General features: G+C 58.6%; 18 protein-coding genes and 1 pseudogene. 5 read left to right on the top strand and 14 right to left on the bottom strand.

Annotation, left to right across the window (positions count from 1 at the left end; genetic code table 11):
* Positions 1–17: 17 nt before the first annotated feature.
* The 5 genes and pseudogenes from UIA24_RS08750 to UIA24_RS08730 form a co-directional block, all read right to left on the bottom strand.
* A complete protein-coding gene (locus UIA24_RS08750; RefSeq protein ID WP_330522672.1) occupies positions 18–239 on the bottom strand; it encodes a LysR substrate-binding domain-containing protein in 222 nt (73 codons plus the stop codon).
* 108 nt (positions 240–347) lie between these two features.
* Positions 348–1,235 (bottom strand): annotated as a pseudogene (locus tag UIA24_RS08745) (LysR substrate-binding domain-containing protein).
* A 77-nt stretch (positions 1,236–1,312) separates the two neighbouring features.
* Positions 1,313–1,897, bottom strand: coding sequence for an isochorismatase family protein (locus UIA24_RS08740; RefSeq protein ID WP_099774635.1), 585 nt, complete (start codon positions 1,895–1,897; stop codon positions 1,313–1,315).
* 48 nt (positions 1,898–1,945) lie between these two features.
* On the bottom strand, positions 1,946–2,782 hold the full coding sequence (locus tag UIA24_RS08735; protein ID WP_102052243.1) for a pirin family protein: 837 nt from the start codon (positions 2,780–2,782) through the stop codon (positions 1,946–1,948).
* An 11-nt stretch (positions 2,783–2,793) separates the two neighbouring features.
* Positions 2,794–3,858 carry an alkene reductase gene (locus UIA24_RS08730; protein ID WP_330522671.1) on the bottom strand — a complete coding sequence of 355 codons (1,065 nt, stop codon included), beginning with the start codon at positions 3,856–3,858 and terminating at the stop codon, positions 2,794–2,796.
* Positions 3,859–3,957: 99 nt separating this feature from the next.
* On the opposite strand from UIA24_RS08730, the gene UIA24_RS08725 reads away from it, so the two are divergent.
* Positions 3,958–4,839, top strand: a complete 882-nt coding sequence (locus UIA24_RS08725) for a LysR family transcriptional regulator (RefSeq protein ID WP_102052245.1) — start codon at positions 3,958–3,960, stop codon at positions 4,837–4,839.
* A gap of 16 nt (positions 4,840–4,855) precedes the next feature.
* Here UIA24_RS08725 and UIA24_RS08720 read toward each other — a convergent pair whose 3' ends face one another.
* On the bottom strand, positions 4,856–5,413 hold the full coding sequence (locus tag UIA24_RS08720) for a TetR/AcrR family transcriptional regulator (RefSeq protein ID WP_099774641.1): 558 nt from the start codon (positions 5,411–5,413) through the stop codon (positions 4,856–4,858).
* A 109-nt stretch (positions 5,414–5,522) separates the two neighbouring features.
* Here UIA24_RS08720 and UIA24_RS08715 point away from each other — a divergent pair, with 109 nt between their 5' ends.
* On the top strand, positions 5,523–6,023 hold the full coding sequence (locus UIA24_RS08715; protein WP_099774643.1) for an HPP family protein: 501 nt from the start codon (positions 5,523–5,525) through the stop codon (positions 6,021–6,023).
* 11 nt (positions 6,024–6,034) lie between these two features.
* Here UIA24_RS08715 and UIA24_RS08710 read toward each other — a convergent pair whose 3' ends face one another.
* The 8 genes from UIA24_RS08710 to UIA24_RS08675 form a co-directional block, all read right to left on the bottom strand.
* Complete coding sequence (locus UIA24_RS08710; RefSeq protein ID WP_099776659.1) at positions 6,035–6,673, bottom strand: START domain-containing protein; 639 nt, start codon at positions 6,671–6,673, stop codon at positions 6,035–6,037.
* A 76-nt stretch (positions 6,674–6,749) separates the two neighbouring features.
* Positions 6,750–7,655 carry an amino acid ABC transporter substrate-binding protein gene (locus UIA24_RS08705; RefSeq protein ID WP_099774645.1) on the bottom strand — a complete coding sequence of 302 codons (906 nt, stop codon included), beginning with the start codon at positions 7,653–7,655 and terminating at the stop codon, positions 6,750–6,752.
* Between the two features lie 47 nt (positions 7,656–7,702).
* On the bottom strand, positions 7,703–9,043 hold the full coding sequence (potE, locus tag UIA24_RS08700) for a putrescine-ornithine antiporter (protein ID WP_330522670.1): 1,341 nt from the start codon (positions 9,041–9,043) through the stop codon (positions 7,703–7,705).
* 80 nt (positions 9,044–9,123) lie between these two features.
* Positions 9,124–11,424: an Orn/Lys/Arg decarboxylase N-terminal domain-containing protein gene (locus UIA24_RS08695; protein WP_330522669.1), complete on the bottom strand. Its 2,301-nt coding sequence runs from the start codon at positions 11,422–11,424 to the stop codon at positions 9,124–9,126.
* 37 nt (positions 11,425–11,461) lie between these two features.
* A complete protein-coding gene (gene speF / locus UIA24_RS08690; protein WP_330522668.1) occupies positions 11,462–13,642 on the bottom strand; it encodes an ornithine decarboxylase SpeF in 2,181 nt (726 codons plus the stop codon).
* 373 nt (positions 13,643–14,015) lie between these two features.
* Entirely contained in the window at positions 14,016–14,252 is a 237-nt protein-coding gene (locus UIA24_RS08685; protein WP_099774653.1) for a thioredoxin family protein, read from the bottom strand.
* Positions 14,253–14,271: 19 nt separating this feature from the next.
* Positions 14,272–15,309, bottom strand: coding sequence for a permease (locus tag UIA24_RS08680; RefSeq protein ID WP_099774655.1), 1,038 nt, complete (start codon positions 15,307–15,309; stop codon positions 14,272–14,274).
* Between the two features lie 27 nt (positions 15,310–15,336).
* Positions 15,337–16,416 (bottom strand): ArsO family NAD(P)H-dependent flavin-containing monooxygenase, encoded by a 1,080-nt coding sequence (locus UIA24_RS08675; RefSeq protein WP_330522667.1) that lies wholly within the window; start codon positions 16,414–16,416, stop codon positions 15,337–15,339.
* Positions 16,417–16,776: 360 nt separating this feature from the next.
* Here UIA24_RS08675 and UIA24_RS08670 point away from each other — a divergent pair, with 360 nt between their 5' ends.
* From UIA24_RS08670 to UIA24_RS08660, 3 genes are all read left to right on the top strand, one after another.
* Entirely contained in the window at positions 16,777–17,133 is a 357-nt protein-coding gene (locus UIA24_RS08670; RefSeq protein ID WP_330522666.1) for a metalloregulator ArsR/SmtB family transcription factor, read from the top strand.
* Positions 17,134–17,206: 73 nt separating this feature from the next.
* Entirely contained in the window at positions 17,207–17,923 is a 717-nt protein-coding gene (gene arsH / locus UIA24_RS08665) for an arsenical resistance protein ArsH (RefSeq protein WP_099774662.1), read from the top strand.
* A 111-nt stretch (positions 17,924–18,034) separates the two neighbouring features.
* Positions 18,035–19,039 (top strand): ArsJ-associated glyceraldehyde-3-phosphate dehydrogenase, encoded by a 1,005-nt coding sequence (locus UIA24_RS08660; RefSeq protein ID WP_330522665.1) that lies wholly within the window; start codon positions 18,035–18,037, stop codon positions 19,037–19,039.
* Positions 19,040–19,043: the final 4 nt, after the last annotated feature.

Raw genomic sequence — 19,043 nt, 5'->3', positions numbered from 1 at the left:
AGTGCGCCTTAAGGCAATCAGTCCACCAGGCGCAAGGCGTCGATCACGACCTGCATGGCCCGTGAGGTCTCCCGCTGGGCGGCGTAGTAGAGGTGATGGCCGGGAAAGCTGCGCCACCATTCTTCGAGCACCGGCACTGCCCGGCCCGACGCCAGGTGTGGGCGGGCCAGGTCTTCGGGTACGTACGCCAGGCCCCATCCTGAAATGAGGGCTCTCCTCCGTATGCGACAAGTCCCCAAGGGGACGAAGCTGCCTACTTTAGGTGCTGCTCGACTAGCAGGTAACCCGCATAAAGCGAATGTACCTATGCAAGAAATTGATTAATCAAGCCGACAGGGTGGGGCGCTTCACTCCAGACGCAGTGCTGCGATCAATAGTGACATGGCGCCGGTGGGTTGCCGTCGGCTGGGATAGTACAGGTGCAAGCCGGGCCACATCGGGCACCAGTCATCCAGCAGTCGTACCAGATGCCCGTAGCGCAGGTAGGGCTCGGCCAGTTCTTCCGGCAGATACGCCCAGCCCGGCAATGGCGGCGTCCAGGCAGTCGAAGGTCGTGTTGAAGATCAACTGGCCGTCGACCCGGATGTTCAACCGGCGGTCGTCCTTCTCGAACTCCCAGGGCCACAGGTTGCCATGGGTGGGCAGGCGGATATTGATGCAGTTATGGTGCATCAGATCCTCAGGCTGTTCAGGTGCGGGGTGTCGGGAAAGATAGCTTCTGGTTGCCACCGCAGCGAACCGTGCGTCGGGGCCGATGCGCACGGCGATCATGTCCTGGTCCAGGGACTCACCGAGCCGCACGCCGGTATCGAAGCGCTCGGCGACGATATCCACCAGCCCGTTGTCGGTGAATACCTCCACCTTGATACCGGGATACTTGGGCAGGAAGCGCTTCAGCTTGCCCATCAGCACGGTATGAACCGCGTGGTCCGAGGCGGTGATGCGCAGGGTGCCGGTCGGGCTGTCGCGCAGATCATTCAGCGCTTCGAGTTCGGCGTCTATCTGCTCCATTTGCGGCGCCACGGTCTGCAACAACTGCTCACCGGCTTCGGTTGGGGTCACGGTACGCGTATTGCGTGACAGCAACTGCACGTCTCCAGCGTACGCACGGCGTGGCTGTCGGCGGTCTGGGACAGGCCCAGGCGTGCGGCTGCCTTGGTGAAGCTCCGTTCCCGCGCCACCGCAAAAAATACGGTCAGGCCGGCAAAAGCGTCGCGCAGGGTCTTGTGTTCCATGGGCTGGCAAACCTCGAATAACCGCATCTGTAGCAGGCTTGGCAACGCACTCGCTCATGGAACACCTGAAAAGCCCTCTAGCTGCCGAAGGATTCCATGAGTACTTGAACCAGCTCTCCACCTTCTGGGGTTGCCCAGCTACCTGCCAGTTCGGCAATCAACTGGTTGGTGGTGGTGAGTGTTACACCGGCCTTGTCCATCCGGCGCAATGCGATGTCATCGGCCATTGCCGTTGGCGAGGCGCCTGCATCGGCGACTACCTGGACTTCATAACCTTCCCGTACCAACGTCAGTGCTGGGTATACGGTGCACACGTCATTGGTTACGCCCGCGATGATGAGCTTATTGCGACCTGTAGCTTTCACCGCAGCAGCGAAGTTTTCGTCATCCATCGCGTTCACGATACCCAGCCGTTTTACGCGGGCGGCAAACGCCGAGGGAAGGATCTGTTCCAATTCGCTCAGCAACGGGCCTTGTGCATATGCTTCCATGCTTGATGTCAACACGACAGGCATCTTCAAAATGCGTGCGGCCTTGGCAAGCATCAGGGCGTTGCGTTTCAGCTCGTCAAAGGGCATGGACTTGGCCCAGCCCATAGTGCCGACCTGATGATCAATCAGCAGGAAGGCGGCATTGTCAGCGCTGAACTTTTCGTACTTCATGGTGATTCTCCTAATCGTTACAGGTGGGTACAACACCCAGTGGTGGGGTCAACGAGCGTGCAGTGTTCCAAAGGCACCGCGCCGGTAGTCGTCTACCGCCTTGGCCAGCGCCTCTGGCGAAGCAAGGGCAAGAGGGCCTTGCCAATACACCGGTTGATTCAACGGAGTACCTGAAAACACCACGGCTTTCGCGTGTCCGTTTTTTGCGTGCAACGTAACCAGTCGATCCGGCCCATGCGGCAGGTTTACCGGGGCTTTCGGGTCAGTCAGGTCAAAGGCATGACCATCGACATGAATCTCCCCGTCAATCGGCATCACGAATGCGACGTGCCCTTCTGGAACGGGAATCTGCACCTCGCATCCGTGCTCAAGGGCGATATCCAGCAGCCGGACGTCCGTAGGGAGTGACAGGGGTGACACTGCGTCCGCAAAGCTTCCGAGGGGCACTCGAACGTTAGCGCCTGCCAGGCGGACAACAGGCACGTCCTGCGCTTCCAGGCTGAAGACAAAAGGCGCGCCTGCCTGTTTGTCCTCCGGCAGGTTGATGAAAATTTGCAGCATGTGAACCGTCTTGCCTGGTTCGGCTGGAACCTCTTCATGCACCACACCGTTACCCGCCGCCGTCCAGTGCAGGCCACCCGGTTGAATCAGGTTGCGATTGCCCAAGGCGTCGCGGTTGTCGATACCGGTTTCCGAGTCCAGAAACAGGTAAGACACTGCCGAGAAGCCCGCATGAGGATGGGCGGGGAATGTCGGCCCACTCATCCAGGCATGATCTACCCCCAGGAACGGATCGATCGGTTTCGCATACAGGTCGCCACGGAGGCTGAATGCTCTGAACTGGCTGCCGTGATTCATACGCTGCAAGCGGGCGATGGGTTGCATGACAGTGCTCCTCAGGCCCCTTGGGACAGGGTTGGGTAGTCGATGTAGCCTTCAGCGCCCGGTGCGTAGAAGGTGTCCTTGTTTGGCAGATTCAACTCGGCGCCTGCACGGAAGCGATCAGGCAGGTCGGGGTTGGCGAGGAATGCGCCGCCGAATACAGCGGCATCCGCTTTGCCGGTAGCGATCAACGATTCGGCGCTGTCTTTGTTGAGGCCGCTGCCAATCAGGTAGCTGCCGCCGAACAGAGGGCGCAATGCCGCGTGGTAGTCGAACGTGGTGCCGAACAGTGCCACGTGCAGGTAGGCCAGGTTCAGACCACCAAGCTGCTTGACCAGATAGGTGTAGGTTTCCTGCGGATTGGCATCGACGATGTCGTTAAAGTTCATCTCGGGGGAAATCTTGATACCCACACGGTCGCTGCCCACTTCACTTATCAGGGCGCCAATCACTTCCAATACGAAACGGACTCGATTCTCAACCGAACCGCCATAGTGGTCATCGCGCTGGTTGCTGCCGGTCGACAGAAACTGTTCAGGCAGATAACCCGAGGCGGCGTGCAGTTCTACGCCGTCGAACCCGGCTTCAATCGCGCGGCGCGCGGCTAGGCGGTAGCCTTCGACAACAGCGGCAATCTCGCTAACGGTCAGTGCGTGCGGTGTGACGAAGTCTTGCAACCCCGTGGCAGTGTAGGTCTGACCCGCCGCCTTAATGGCAGAAGGCGCCTGCGGTTGAGCTCCGTCAGCCAGCAACGACGGGTGTGAAACACGACCGCAATGCATCAGTTGCATGAAGATGCGGCCACCGCGAGCGTGTACGGCTTCAGCGACTTTCTTCCAGGCGGCGACCTGTTCGGCGGTTTCAATACCAGGCGTACGGACATAGCCCTTGCCGAGTGCAACGGGAAACACGCCTTCAGAAATGATCAGCCCGGCACTTGCCCGTTGTGCATAGTAGGTGGCGACCAGATCATTCGGCACACCCGCATCGTCAGCGCGCGAGCGTGTCATGGGGGCCATGACCATGCGGTTGGAGAGCGTGTAGCGACCTACTTGGACTTCGGAAAACAGAGCGTTCATTTGGGGCTCCTCAGTGGTGATGGAGCCATGATGGATCAATCCGAATACGGGATAAATCCGGTAAAATTGAAATCACTGATCCACTGATGGAGCAATCATTTGGAATATCTCAATGACATGGCCTTGTTCGTCGAGGTCGTGAAGATGCGCAGTTTCCGCGGTGCGGCGGAGTCCTTGGGCATGCCGAACTCGACGCTCTCGCGGCGTATCAGCGGCCTGGAAAAGCAGATTGGCTTGCGCTTGCTCCATCGCACGACTCGCAGGATCGAGCTAACCGAAGCCGGTCAGCTCTACTTCGAGCGCTGCAAGCGCATCGTCGACGAGGCCCGCTTGGCCCATGAGCAGTTGGGCGAGATGCTGGCCCGCCCTGGCGGCTTGTTGCGAGCTTCACTGCCGGTAGACTTCGCCAACATCTACCTGGCGCCATTGATTGCCGAGTTTGCCCGGCTGTATCCCGGCATCAGCTTCGAGTTCGATCTGACGCCACGTCAGGTGGACCTCGTCAGTGAGCCTGTGGACGTTGTCATCCGTATGGGCGAGCCGCCCAACTCAAACCTGATTGCGCGTAAACTCGCAAGCCTGCAACGTTGCCTGTACGCCTCACCCAGATACCTTGAGCGTTCTGGTGAGCCGGACCATCCCTCCCAGCTCATCAACCATGAATGTCTACGGATGCGCGGATTAGGTGCCGACCGCTGGACGCTGTCCAGCGAGGCCGGTAATGAGCACGTGGACGTAAGAGGGCGATTCGCACTCAACAGTGTGGGGATGCTCAGGCGCCTGGCATCCCTGGACCTGGGCATTGCCTTGCTGCCGGAGGGTATTGCTGCACAGGATGTGGCCAGTGGGGCACTGCGAAAAGTTCTGCCGCAGTGGCAAGCGTCACCGGTATCGGTCTACGCACTGACCGAGACACGGCTGTTGCCAGCCAAGACTCAACGGTTTATCGAGTTTTTGCGCGACAAGCTCGAAACCGCCTGAGCGTCTTAGGCGCGCTTCATAGAGGCTTGGCAGGCATTTGCATCCCCGCAACCATCTCTCGTGCTGCCGCGATGAATGCCGTCGAAGCCCCATTGACCTGGCACGTGACGATCAGCCCCTCACCGATCACGAAAAGCTGCATCGCAGCCACAGACGGTTGCTTGAGCTGTGCCTCGGTACAGATCGTTTCCAGGTAGGCGAGCACCTGTTGCTTATGTTGCTTTGCCAGTTGGTGAGGTGTTTCGCGCTGGTCACTGTATTCAGCAGCGGCGTTGATAAAGGCACAGCCAAAAAAGTCTGGCCCTTGCGCCCAAGCGGCAATGAAGTCGATGTAGGCCAGTGGTCGCAGCGGGCCAGGCGCTGCCTCTAGCGCTGCCTTCATCTGCGCCATGAATTCGGTATGGCGAAGCTGTAGCGCGGCGTCGATCAGGTGTTCTTTGCTCGGGAAATGCCGATACAGCGTTTTCTTGGTGACCCCGGCCACCTGGCTCAGTTGCTCTACGCCGGAGGCGTGGTAGCCCTGGCGGTAAAACAAGCGCAAGGCCGACGCGGTGATGGTCTGGGATGTGCTCATGTGTTCTGGCCTCCTGGGGTACTGGACGTAGTGTACACCGATCGGTTGACATGCATGTATACCGATCGGTATCTTTTGCGCGGTCTAAAGCCTTTCAGGAGTTGCTACGATGCCCATCGGCCCCATCCTCAAATCGAGTGCGCCCCCCGCGCCTTCGCTGCATTTCAGCCTGTTGTCATTCATTGGTGCGGTTATCGCGATTGGTGCCACAGGCTGGCTTAGCCATGTGTCTGGAGCTCCCTGGTTGATGGCGTCCTTTGGTGCAAGCTGTGTACTCGCCTTCGGGTTGCCGGAGTCACCCTTGGCCCAGCCGCGCAGCATCATCGGTGGGCACCTGGTATCGACACTGGTCGGGTTGCTGGTACTTCACACGTTGGGGAATTCGTGGTGGGCCGGTGCGCTGGCCGTGGGCCTGGCGCTGGTAGCGATGCAACACACGCGCACATTGCATGCTCCGGCAGGCGGGAATCCATTGGTGGTTTTGGCAGCCGGTGCGCCTTTCAGTTTTCTGCTCACGCCGGTATTGGCCGGCTCAATCGTGATCGTTGCCGTTGCCTGGTGCTTGAACAACGCCCGTAGCCGTTCCAGTTATCCGAAGTACTGGCTATAGGCCGACTGTGCTCAGTTGCGAGGTTCGCTGCTGTCGGTCGAGGCCGGGTGGAGGCCTTGCCGTTCGGCGACAGCGCGTAGTGTTCTCAGGGTAATCATCGGGGCGTCGATGACGAACTGATTGGCCAGCCATGAAGGAATATCCCCTGCAGGATCGGCTTGCAGTTGGTAAGTCACCTCCGTTTCACTGTCGCTTTTGGGCACCATTTTCCATAGGCCACTCAGCTTGCGCACCCGGGTCTGGCCCGGTACGCCAGGCACCATGCCAGGCACGGCGCTGAGGTGGCGTATGACTGCGCCGTCGTCGGTACGCTCAGTGTGTACCTTGAGTACGATGTCGCGGGTATTGGCCGGCCATGGCAGGGCGGTGGTGAGGTAAACCCAGGTGTCATCGCCTTCGACTTTCAACAGGCGCATGTCTGCGCAGGCGTATAGCCATTTGCAGGCGACCCGCAGGTTTTCCTGCAGGTCGCTGAGGGTGGCCACGCTGGCCTTGATCAGCGCTACGCCACGAAAGCGCTGGTAGGGAGAGCCCGGCACGTTGCTCAGGTAGACCTGGATGCCGTCCTCGTTTGCGGCCAGTTGCCAGTCCTCGGCGCTGACCAGCGTTGGGCGGCACAAGCCCAGCATGAGCAACAGGCCCGTGGCCATCGCTGGGAGTAGGTTCATGGTCAGACTCCCTGTGTACTAGCACGTTGAGCCGCTCCGCTGCTGTGAGTCTCCGGTTCTAGGGTTGGGCATACACCTTGAAGAGTTTTTTGGCCGTCTCGCCGGCGCCTCCCAGGTACTTGTCGTAGGCCTGTTCGATTTCGCCGGAACGGTACATTTCGCTGAGTGTGGTATCGACCAGCAAGCGGAAGTTTTCATCGCCGCGCTCCACCATCAATGAGACGGGTGCGAATTCAAAGATACGGTCCAGTATCATCAGCTTTGCGCCCGGGTAATCGGCGGCGACATGGGTTTTGAGCGACATCCGTTCAGAGAAGAACGCATCGGCCTTGCCATCGGCGACCAGTTTTATCCCTTCGTCGTTGTCCTTGACCGTGATCAGTGTGGCAACTACGCCGAGCAAGCGCATTTTCTCGCGGATCCACGCCTCGGAGACGCCGCCACCGGTGGTGACGAAGGTCTGGTTGGCGAGACCACGGTTGACGGTGGCGCGCCAGGTCGGCCCGCTGTGGGCCACCTTGCCATTGAGCACATTGAGTAACGCCTCATTGGCGTTGTCACGCACGACCACGGAAAGCCCGGCCGTGTAGACTGGTATTGAGTAGCTTACGGTTTTGCGCCGTTCCAGTGTCGCCGGTGTTGGCGTACAGAGGATGTCGATCTTGCCCGAGCCGACGGCGCTGGTGGCCTCGGTGATGTTGATGGGCTGGTAGTGCACTTGCAGCGAGGTCAGCCCCAGTTCGGCCTTGACCTTGTCGGCGATTTTCAGGCATAGGTCGATGGCGTAACCGCCGACCTTGTCGCCCTCCATGCTGCTGAACGGTGCGTAGTCTGGCAGGTAGCCCAGGTTAAAGGTGTTGTTGGCGCGAACGCGCTCCAGGGTGTTTGCGCTGGCCACGACCGGCATCAGCGCAAGCAAGCAGGTCATCAGCAGGCTTGCGGGTTTGGTTAACTGTACGTTCATATCCTGTTCCCCGTGTTCAGATGTCTTTGCAGTCCTGACAGCAACGCCTAAGGATTGCCGGCCCTGGCCTGGGCGGTTTGAGGCTCATTGACAAAACGTTTGGCGAGGAAGCCGTAGAGCAGGTAACCGAAGGCCAGCACCAGAGTGCCACCGAACACGGCGTCTCTACCGCAGGCATAGAGGGCATACAACGAATAGGCCACGGCAACCAGCAGCACGGCGGTATTGCGTGTGTTGACTGCTGATGAAGCCTTGGCCTTGTACATCATGACCAGCAGCCCGGTGAGCGCTGTCACGTAGGGAATCAGGTTGGTCACTGCCGCCAGGTTGACCAGTTTGCTGAACTGGGCACTGGCATTGGGCGAAATGGTCGACAGTGCCATGAGGGTCTGCAGTACGCCGCAGACGATCATGCCGATGATCGGTGCATTCCGTGCGCTGACCTTGCTGAACAGTTTCGGGAACATGCCTTGGTCGGCGGTCATCTTGGCCGTTTGCGCCAGGGTGAACTGCCAGCCCAGTAGCGAGCCTACGCACGCCATCACTGCCAGCGCCATGATGATGTTGCCGACCGTTGGGTTGAAAATGTGCGCATAGACGAGTGCGAAAGGTGCTGACGCGTTGGCCAGCTCAGCGTTGGGGATGATGCCCTGGATGACGGTAGTCGACAGCACATACACCACCGCAGCCCCCAGTGTCCCGAACAGGCAGGCCAGCGGTACTGTACGTTTGGGGTCTTCTACCGCATCGGAGGCCTGCGCGGCCGACTCCATGCCCAGAAATGCCCACAGGGTCAAGGGAATGGCTTTGCTCACTGCCTCGGAGATCGGCAGGCTGTTAGGGTTCCAGGCCGCGGCCAGCACGTCAGGCTTGAACCAGAACCAGCCGATGATGCACAGGCCTGCCACCGGGATGATCACGCCCCAGACGGTGACTGCACCGATCTTGCCGGTGATGCTGGGCCCGCCAAAGTTGGCCAGGGTGGTCAACCAGAGCAGGCCCACTGTACCGATGAACAACGGAATGGCGCCGCTGCCCAGCCAGGGCACGAATGAGGTCATGTAACCCACTGCGGAAATGGCGACGGCGACGTTGGCGATGGCCAGCGACAGGAAGTACAGGTACGAACAGAGGAAGAACCCGGACTTTGCGTGCGCCTCTTCGGTATAGGCAGACAATCCGCCTGATCGTGCGCAGAAAATGCCACATTGGGAAAAGCAGTAGGCGATGGCCATGGACCCAACGGCGGTCACTAGCCATGACAACAGTGATACTGCGCCGAGTTGGGCCATGCTTGTGGGTAGCATGATGATGCCGGAGCCCATCATGTTGACCGTTACCAGAGTGGTCAGCCCCACGAGGCTCATTTTCTTGCTTGAATCAGCCATCTGAAAACTCCTTACGCTCTCAAAAGCACTGACCCTGATTCCGGCGGTTTACTGCAAGCCGCAGGGGAGGGGGCTAAACGCTATTGTTTGACCACATACACCTTGTAGGTTGGCCGCCCCTGGCCATCACGCACGATTTCGATGCCATGGTTGTCATGCTCGAAACCCGGAAAGTGACCATCGAACAGCTCCATTGCCAGCAAGTAATCGACGATGGCCTTTTTGTCGGCACCGGCTTTCTCTCCCGGCATCATCAGCGGGATGCCCGGTGGATAGGGAACGATCTGCACCGCGACTGTTCGATCAAGCATGTCGCGTACGGCAATCTGCTCTATTTCGCCACGAACCAGCCTGGCGTAGGTGGCGCGCGGGGAGGCCACCGGGTCAGGTAGCAGGGTGTAGGCAGCATCCATGTTGTGCAGCATTTTCGAGGCAAGCATGTCCTGGTGCATCTGCTCGGCAAGGTCCTTCAGGCCCATGTCGCGATAGCGATCACCATGGCTGGCGACCAGGTCGGGCAGTACCTGTTCCAGCGGCGAATTGTTGTCGTAGTGCCTCTTGAATTCCATCAGGCCAGCGACCAACGTGCCCCATTTACCTTTGGTCACGCCGATGCTGAACAGCAGCAGTATCGAGTACGGTTCCGTCTTTTCCACCACGGTTCCACGACTGGCGAGGAAGGTCGAGACCAAGGGGGCCGGGATACCGCTGGGCTCCATTGCGCCTTCGAGTGTCTGACCGGGCGTAAGCACCGTGAACTTGATCGGGTCAAGCATGCAGTAGTCGTCACCCAGGTCGCCGAACCCGTGCCAACTGGCCGTTGGTTTGAGCACCCAGGCATCGCCTCGGTGTAGCGCATCGGGGTCGATCTCGGCAAAGGGCACGCCGTTGACCTCATCCGGTTGCCAGACGCCAAACCACCAGTCGCCGGGATCGCGCTCACGCAGTTCGTTGCTCAGGCGCACCATGGCCTGGCGGAAGGCAATGGCCTCGCTGATCGATTCGTCGGTGAGGTACTCGCCGGCATCGTCCATCATCTTCGACGAGACATCGATCGACGCGATAATGCTGTATTGCGGCGACGTCGAGGTGTGCATCATGAAGGCTTCGTTGAACAGTGCCGGCTTGACCGGCACCTTGCCTGAGCGGATGTGGATCATCGACGCCTGTGACAGCGCAGCCAGCAGTTTGTGGGTCGAGTGGGTGACGGTGACTGTCGCATCATCGGCATGGCGCTCTCCACGGTGCATGCCGTAGCGTCCTTCATAGAGTGTGTTGAAACGCGCATAGGCGAACCAAGCTTCATCGTAGTGGATGCGGTCGACACTCTGGCTCAGCTCTCGGGTGGTGACCTGCACGTTGTAGCACAGGCCGTCGTAGGTCGAGTTGGTCAGCACGGCCAATACCGGGCGTGCCTGCTTGTGGGTTGCCAAGGGGCTGTCGGCGAGTTTCTGGGCCACGGCTGCCGGTGTCAGTTCGCTGCGCGGTACAGGGCCAATCAGGCCGCGTGCATTGCGGCGTGGGCGCAAGTACAGCGGTACCGCACCGGACATGTTCAGCGCATAGTTCAGCGATTTATGGCAATTGCGGTCGACCAGCACTGCATCGCCGTCGGTCACGGCAGCGTGCAAGACGATCTGGTTGCTCGCTGAACTGCCGCCCATCGAGAAGAAGGTGTAGTCGGCGCCAAACACCCGCGCGGCGTATTTTTCTGCTTCGTCCACCGGGCCGGAATGGTCGTTGAGCGAACCTAGCTCACCAACCGAGACGCTGAGGTCTGAACGCAGCATTTGCTCGCCATAGAATTCGAGAAAGCTACGTCCGACGGCGGTCTTCATGAACGCCGTGCCGCCGGTATGGCCCGGGGTATGCCACGAGTACTCATGGGTGCCGGCAAAATTGACCAGGGCACCGAAGAACGGCGGCAGGATGCTGTCGAGGTAGCGACGGGCAGCCGTTTCGATGCGTCCGGCGATGAATTGAGGGCTGTCTTCAGGTTGCCAGATAATCCCGTCGATGTGCTCGAAGAACGCCAGCGGAATCTGGCCTTGGGTCGCTTGGCTCAGGCCCAGCATGATCGGCAACTGTGCGGTGCGTCGCCGGATCAGGCGAATCAGTCGCAGCGCCTGTTCTGGTGCCGCGTCGCATAGCCCCCAGCCGATAATGGCGCAGCTGTAAGTTGAGTTGGCACTGATGGCGATCTCTGCCTCATCGAGCGACCCCACCAGCTCCACCCCGAGCTCATGTTCATGCAGCGCATCAGCGATGGCGTGGGCGCTGCGCACGATAATGCTGTCGTCGTGCCCCTTGGCATTGATCACGATCAGGACGGGGAAGCGTTGAACCATGTCGGCGGGTAAGCGCGTTTGCGATTGACTCATCGGGAAGGCTCCTTGAGGGTGGATAGCGTGTCTAGCGTCAAGTCTTGAGCACGTAGCCGTAAGCGCGAGTGCGTCCACCGTCCTGTTTCAAATACACGCCTTGTAGTTCCGGCGTGAAACCGGGCAGTTGGTTGATGCCTTCTTCCAGCGCTAGGAAATACTTCAGTACTGCGCCGCCCCATATTTCCCCAGGTACTACGCAGAGCACGCCAGGCGGGTAGGGCAAGGCGCCTTCGGCGGCGATGCGGCCGTCGGCGTCAGCCAGTGCTATGAGCTCGACGTTGCCGCGGATGTACTGGATCTGGGCGTCCTGAGGGTTCATCGCTTTTTTCGGAAAGTGCGCCTTGCGGAACATGTCTTTCTGCAATTGCTGAACGTTGTGCTGGCGGTACAGGTCGTGCATTTCCTGGCACAGCTGGCGGATCGTGTAGCCGCTGTAGCGCTCCTGATACTGCTCGTAGACCGTGGGCAGCACCCTGCTCATGGGGGCGTTATCGTTGATGAACCGCTCGAAACGGGCGATCTGTGCGCCAAGATGGCTCATCTTCGCCCAGTCTTCGGCAGGGGTAAGCAGGAACAGGATCGAGTTGAGGTCGCATTTTTCCGGAACAATGCCGTTCTGGCGTAGGAAATTCGCCAGTATGCCGGCGTGAATGCCGAAATCCGCGTAGCTGCCGTCGGCGGGATTGATGCCCGGTGTTGTAAACAGCAGTTTGCAGGGGTCGATGAAATACTGCTTGTCGGCATACCCTGGGAATGCGTGCCATCGCTCCCCTGGCTGAAACTCGAAAAAGCGGATGTCCTTGGCGATTTCGTCGGTCGGATAGTCCTGCCACGGCCGGCCGTCAATGGTGCCCGGCACGAACGGCCGGACCAGGGTGCAGGCCTCCAGGATCAACTTGCGTGCATTGATGCCGAACTTGATGCAGTCGTCCCACAGCCGCACGCCACTGCGACCGGAATGGATACGTGCATTGATATCCAGAGACGCGAACAGCGGGTAGAAAGGGCTGGTGGAGGCCTGGGCCATGAACGAGTTGTTCAAACGGGCATGATTGCAGTAGCGCGGCTGCCCTTTGATGTGGCGGTCTTTTTTATGGATCTGCGAGGCCTGGGAAAAACCGGCTTGCTGTTTGTGGACGGATTGGGTGACGAAGATGCCCGGGTCGTTTTCATTCAGATCCAGCAGCAGAGGTGAGCAATCCTTCATCATCGGAATGAACTGTTCGTAACCTACCCACGCGGAATCGAAAAGAATGTAGTCGCACAACTTGCCGATACGATCTACCACCTGACGGGCGTTGTAGATGGTGCCGTCATAGGTGCCCAACTGGATGATCGCCAGGCGAAACGGGCGTGGCAGGGTTGCCTTGTCTGGCGCGACTTCGCTGACCAACTGACGCAGGTAGCCTTCATCGAAACAGTGGGCATCAATACCACCGATGAAACCGTAAGGGTTGCGCGCAGTCTCCAGGTAAACCGGAGTGCCGCCCGACTGGAGTAAAGCACCCTGATGGTTGGACTTATGGTTGTTGCGGTCGAACAGGACCAGGTCACCTGGGGTGATCAGGGCGTTGGTAACCACCTTGTTGGAGGCCGAGGTGCCGTTGAGCACGAAGTAGGTCTTGTCGGCGTTGAACACCGTGGCTGCATGTTTTTGTGCAAGCAGTGCAGGGCCTTCATGAATCAGCAGATCGCCCAGTTTGACGTCAGCATTACACCTGTCGGCGCGAAACAGTGTTTCGCCGAAGAAGTCGAAAAACTGCCTGCCTGCCGGGTGTTTGCGAAAAAACTGGCCACCCTGGTGGCCGGGGCAGGCAAATGTTGAGTTGGCCGCCTCCGTGTAGTACTTGAGTGCGTTGAAGAACGGAGGCAGGAGGGCGTCCTCATAGTCCTTGGCCGCGGTCTCTAGTTGATGACCGTAATAGTCGGCGTTATGACTGGAGAGTTCGAAAACACCATTGACCTGCAGGAGTACGTCCTGCACACGCTTGTAGTCTTCCAGGGCACGTTTACCGCCTTGTTCGACGGCGAAAAAAATGGGGATATCAAAGCCGTTACGCTTAATGACCTCAAGCGCTCCCGCCAGCACATCGTCCAGCGAAAACACTGCAGCGGCGACGTCGGTGTAGTCGGTTTGATCCAGGGGTACAACGTCTCGAGTGGTAGTGAAGCAAGCACGAACCGAATCATTGGCAGCGACTTTCAAGGCGTCCATGAATGGGCCTCTTAAGGGGGTGTGTATGTCGTCTGTTTCAATGGAACAGCAGTGTTTAGGGTGGGTTAATGATTCCGACCCCAAGCCATCGGTTTTATTGGTTATAGATCATGATTGATGAGCGCGTAATGTTTTGTCGAAAGGGTGAACAGCGAGGCTGCACGCTGTCGATTTCATCCACAGAACTTCACAGTCACGTGCCAGCGAGGTCGGGCGTCGATAGGGTCAATGTCATGAAACAATCACGGGTTACCTCGGCAACCACTACCAAGGCCGCCAGAGGCGGGGCGTGAGCCAGTAAGCGTGCGAACCCTAAAGATCCTGTCAGCGATGGACAGGGCCCTGTTTGCCCTTGTGTCGCTGGCTGCCTACCTCAAGCGCTGAGCCACTGTTCGACCTTGTCACGGGAGGGGACGCCCCCTGAGTGAACAACTTTTCCATCAATCACAACGCTGGGCGTGGACATAACCCCGTAGCTGACGATCTGTTGCATGTCTTCGATCTTCTCCAGCTTCACCGGGATGCCTGTCGCGCTCGCCACCTGTTCGATGATGGCCACCGTTGATTTGCATTTGGCACAACCGCTACCCAGAACCTTGATGTCTTTCATAAAAACCTCAATACGTGGATTAAAGCGCGAAGTTGAAGAGGTAACCGACGATGAGAATGCCGACGCCGACGACCCCAATGAAGGTGGCTATCAGGCGAACCTTCAGCACCTTGCGCAAGATCACCATCTCCGGAAGGGAGAGGGCGATGACACTCATCATGAAGGCCAGCACAGTGCCCAGCGCCGCGCCCTTTGCGAGCAGTGCCTGCACAATCGGGATGATGCCTGCAGCATTGGTGTACATGGGGATGCCGATAAGTACCGCGAGCGGAACCGACCACCAGGCTTCCTTGCCCATGAAGCTGGCCATGAAATCCTCAGGCACATACCCGTGAATGCCTGCGCCAATGGCAATACCGGCAAGGATGTAAGGCCATACTCTCCCAACGATTTCACGTACGCTGCTAAACCCGGCATTTATCCGCTCATACAGCGGCATACTCGTGTCACCGGCGGTTGCCTGGATTTTGGGCATTTCACGAACCCAGTCCTCCAGATAGGCCTCCATTTTCAGGCGTCCAATGACCCAACCTGCGACAACCGCAATAAACAAACCCAAGCCCAGGTACAGCAGTGCGATCTTCCAGCCGAACAGGCCAAGCAACAGTGTCAGCGCTACCTCATTCACCATAGGCGCGGAAATGAGGAAAGAGAACGTCACCCCTAGTGGCACGCCCGCTTGAACAAAACCTATGAATAGAGGAACGGCTGAGCAGGAGCAAAATGGAGTAAACACACCAAGTGACGCGGCCATGACATTGGCCATCCCCTCGCTTCGTCCCGCCAGCATTGCGCGGGTGCGCTCAGGCGTGAAGTGGGAGTTGATCATGCCCATCAAGAACACAATGCCGGTCAGCAGCATCAGCACTTTGGGTGTGTCGTAGAAGAAAAACTGTAAGGCGCCGCCAAGGTGGCTATTGCGATCAACCGGAAGCGTTGCGACCAACGCTTCGGACGCAGGAATCAGGGCCTCATACAGTCCGAACCAGACAGACGCGGCCACTGCCAAAAAGAGGCGGGGGTTACGTTCAGGCCAGCGCACAATTACTTCGTTCATGCACACGACTCCCAGGGTGCAGACGCACTAGACCACGGACGAATGGCCAAGAAAGGCTGAAATTCCGTTGACGGTGCTACGTGCGCTGCGTGTTACGCCGATCAACGTGGCAGAAGCCGAACCTGTCCACTCGCCATAGCCGACCAGCCATAGCCTCGGTTCTTGGGTCGAGTGAGTGCCTTCGACGTCAACGCGGCCTTCGGCATTGATTACGCCAAGTCCATTCAGATGCTGCAGGGCTGGCCTGAATCCGGTACACCAGATCACCACATCCACGGCAGATTCAGTTCCATCGGCCCACCTCACGCCGTTGCGAGTGAAATGTTCAAAAGGGCGTACAGATCTGAGAGCGTTACGCTCACGAGCCTCGACAACGGGAGGCACCATGACGATGTCGCCCAACCCGCCGACGGGTTGGTCAATGACACGCCCCTCCTGTTGAGCTTTCAATCGCTCAGTCGCACGCTCGAAAAGTACCCGCCCATCAACATTGTCAGGCAGAAACACCGGTTCAGCAGGGGTTACCCATGTGGTCTCGGCGACCTTGGAAACTTCTGCCAGAATCTGCGCCCCGGAATTACCGCCGCCCACCACCAGCACTTTCTTGCCCGCAAATGCATGTGCTTCAACATAGTGCGCAGAGTGCAACTGCCGCCCAGCGAACTGTTCGGCACCGGGGTAGTGAGGAATGTAAGGGTTGCTCCAGGTACCTGTCGCGCTGATGACAACCTTGGCATCCCAATGCCTGTCGTCAGCGTGTACTCGCAAGCCAGACGCTGTACGCTCCACACGCGAGACCTGCACTGGGCGCTCGACCGGAAACTGGTACCGCTGCTCGTACTGGTTGAGGTACCCGATCACATGATTTCGTGTCGGGTAGCCATCTTGTGTGGGGGGCATCATCCAGCCGGGGATTGAACTCCAGGTGGCCGGTGAGAACAGGCGCAGTGAGTTCCAGCCATGACGCCAGGCGCCTCCTGGCGCTTCCTCTGCGTCGAGGATGACGAAAGAAAGTTGGGTGCGGCGCAGGAAATACGCTACAGCCAAGGCTGATTGGCCCCCACCGATGATGACGATGTCTAGTTGACTGCTAAGCGGATGAGCCATGGGAGGGGAGCCTGGAGTCGATGCGGGGCGGTGCCTAGTATAGCGACTCCGTTTTGACGCCAACTGATCTGGCTCACAAAGCCATTGCGATTATCAGGCGAAAAAAGTGCATTTGCAGATGGCCATGACTGCTATGCGTTTTGCGTTTCGTGCAAACCACAGGCCTCTTGACTCGCCAACCAGCCAGGAAACGAAGGTGGCGCTTTACTGTATATTTGAAAAATCATATATTCGTTTAACCATATAAGCCCCTGAGCTTGGTAATGAGCGCCAAGCCCGATGCTTACCGCCATCCTCTTCACGACAGCCATGAACATATCAAGAGGTTTGTGCTGGTGAAAACCAAACGTCGAGACCCCTATGGCTGACCCCCTGACGCCAACCACCGTATTCAAATGCCTGGCCGATGACACCCGCGTTCGCCTGATGTTGCTCATTGCTCGTGAGCAAGAGCTGTGCGTTTGTGAGCTCACCTGTGCGCTCGATGAAAGCCAGCCCAAGATTTCCCGTCATCTGGCACAGCTGCGCAATTGCGGTTTGCTTGAGGATCGTCGGCAGGGGCAATGGGTTTATTACCGCCTGCATCCCAACCTCCCGGCCTGGGTGATCGCTGTGCTCAAGAGCACCCTTGAAGCCAACCAGCGTTGGCTCAGCCCCGACGCCAAGCGCCTTGACGTGATGGGTGACCGCCCACAGCGCCTTTCTGCTTGCTGTTGAGTCAACGCTTGCCCGAGCTGTGCTCGGCTTTTATGAGATAGCCCGCAGGGCGCACTTGCTCAGGAGTCAATCCGTGACTGAAGAACATCTCCCCAACCTTAATGCTGAACTGGTCGAACTGCCGACTCCCGATAAGCTTGGCAGTACCCTGTTGGCCACGCACAAGCCACGCATCCTGCTTCTGTACGGCTCGACCCGCGAGCGCTCGTTTAGCCGCTTGCTGACGGAGGAAGCCGCTCGCTTGCTGGAGCATTTCGGTGCCGAAACACGAATCTTCAATCCATCCGGTCTGCCCTTGCCTGACGATGCTCCGGACAACCATCCCAAGGTGCAGGAACTACGCGAGCTGATGCAGTGGTCGGAGGGGCAGGTTTGGTGCTCACCTGAGCGTCACGGTGCGATGACTGCCGTGTTCAAGGCGCAGATTGACTGGGTACCGCTGGCCATGGGCGCCGTGCGTCCGACCCAGGGCAAGACCCTGGCCGTGATGCAAGTCAGTGGAGGGTCTCAGTCTTTCAATGTGGTCAATCAGTTGCGCGTACTCGGACGCTGGATGCGCATGTTCACCATTCCGAACCAGTCGTCGGTACCCAAGGCCTACCTGGAATTCGACGAAGAGGGCCGTATGAAGCCGTCGACGTTCTACGACCGCGTCGTGGATGTGATGGAAGAACTGGTGAAATTCACCCTGCTGTTGCGTGAGCGCTCCGACTATTTGGTCGACCGTTATTCCGAGCGAAAGGAGTCCGCAGAAGAACTCTCCAGGCGTGTCAATCAACGCGCCATTTGAAGGGTTCGTTACTGTTTCGTAATGCCCGTACGTCATTATCAACGGCATCTACAAGTCCGACATCGTCACGTCGTAACTACCTGCAGGCCGTTGCTTCAAGAGAACAAACACATGCGTATAAAAGTAGGTATCAACGGTTTCGGTCGCATCGGTCGTCTTGCCTTGCGTGCAGCCTGGAGCTGGCCTGAGTTTGAGTTCGTGCAGATCAACGATCCGGCAGGCGACGCAGCAACGCATGCGCACCTGATCAACTTCGATTCGGTGCATGGCCGCTGGTGCCACGAAGCGAGCGCCGAGGGTGATCAGGTTGTGATTGACGGCAAGCGGATCAAGGTGACCGCCAACAAGGCGATTGCCGACACCGACTGGTCGGGTTGCGATCTGGTCATCGAAGCCAGCGGCAAGATGAAAACCGTTGCGGTACTTCAGGCCTACCTGGATCAGGGTGTGAAGCGTGTGGTTGTGTGCGCGCCGGTCAAGGAAAGCGGCGCGCTGAACGTTGTCATGGGGGTTAACCAACACCTGTTCGACCCGGCATTGCACCGTATCGTGACCGCAGCCTCCTGTACCACCAACTGCCTGGCCCCGGTGGTCAAGGTGATCCATGAAAACCTGGGGATTCGCCACGGCTCGATCACCACTATTCACGACCTGACCAACACCCAGAGCATCCTTGATCAGCCGCACAAGGATTTGCGTCGCGCCCGTGCCTCGGGCATGAGCCTGATCCCGACGACCACGGGTTCTGCCACCGCGATTGCCGAGATCTTCCCTGAGCTGCGCGGCAAGCTGAACGGCCATGCCGTGCGCGTGCCGCTGGCCAACGCCTCGCTTACCGATTGCGTGTTCGAAGTCGAGCGCGCTACCTCCGTGGATGAGGTCAACGCGTTGCTTAAAGCGGCCGCAGAGGGCCCGCTGAAAAATATCCTGGGCTATGAAGAACGCCCGCTGGTGTCCATCGACTACCGCACCGACCCGCGCTCCTCGATCATTGATGCGCTCTCGACCTTGGTGGTCAATGACACCCAGGTGAAGATTTACGCCTGGTACGACAACGAGTGGGGGTACGCCAACCGTGCTGTCGAGCTGGCCAGGCTGGTCGGTTTGGCAGGCTGAGAAG

Source organism: Pseudomonas sp. AL 58 (assembly GCF_036348395.1).
Taxonomy (GTDB): domain Bacteria; phylum Pseudomonadota; class Gammaproteobacteria; order Pseudomonadales; family Pseudomonadaceae; genus Aquipseudomonas; species Aquipseudomonas defluvii.
Note: the sequence above shows the minus strand (reverse complement) of the source record. Positions and strands in the feature narration are given on the sequence as shown.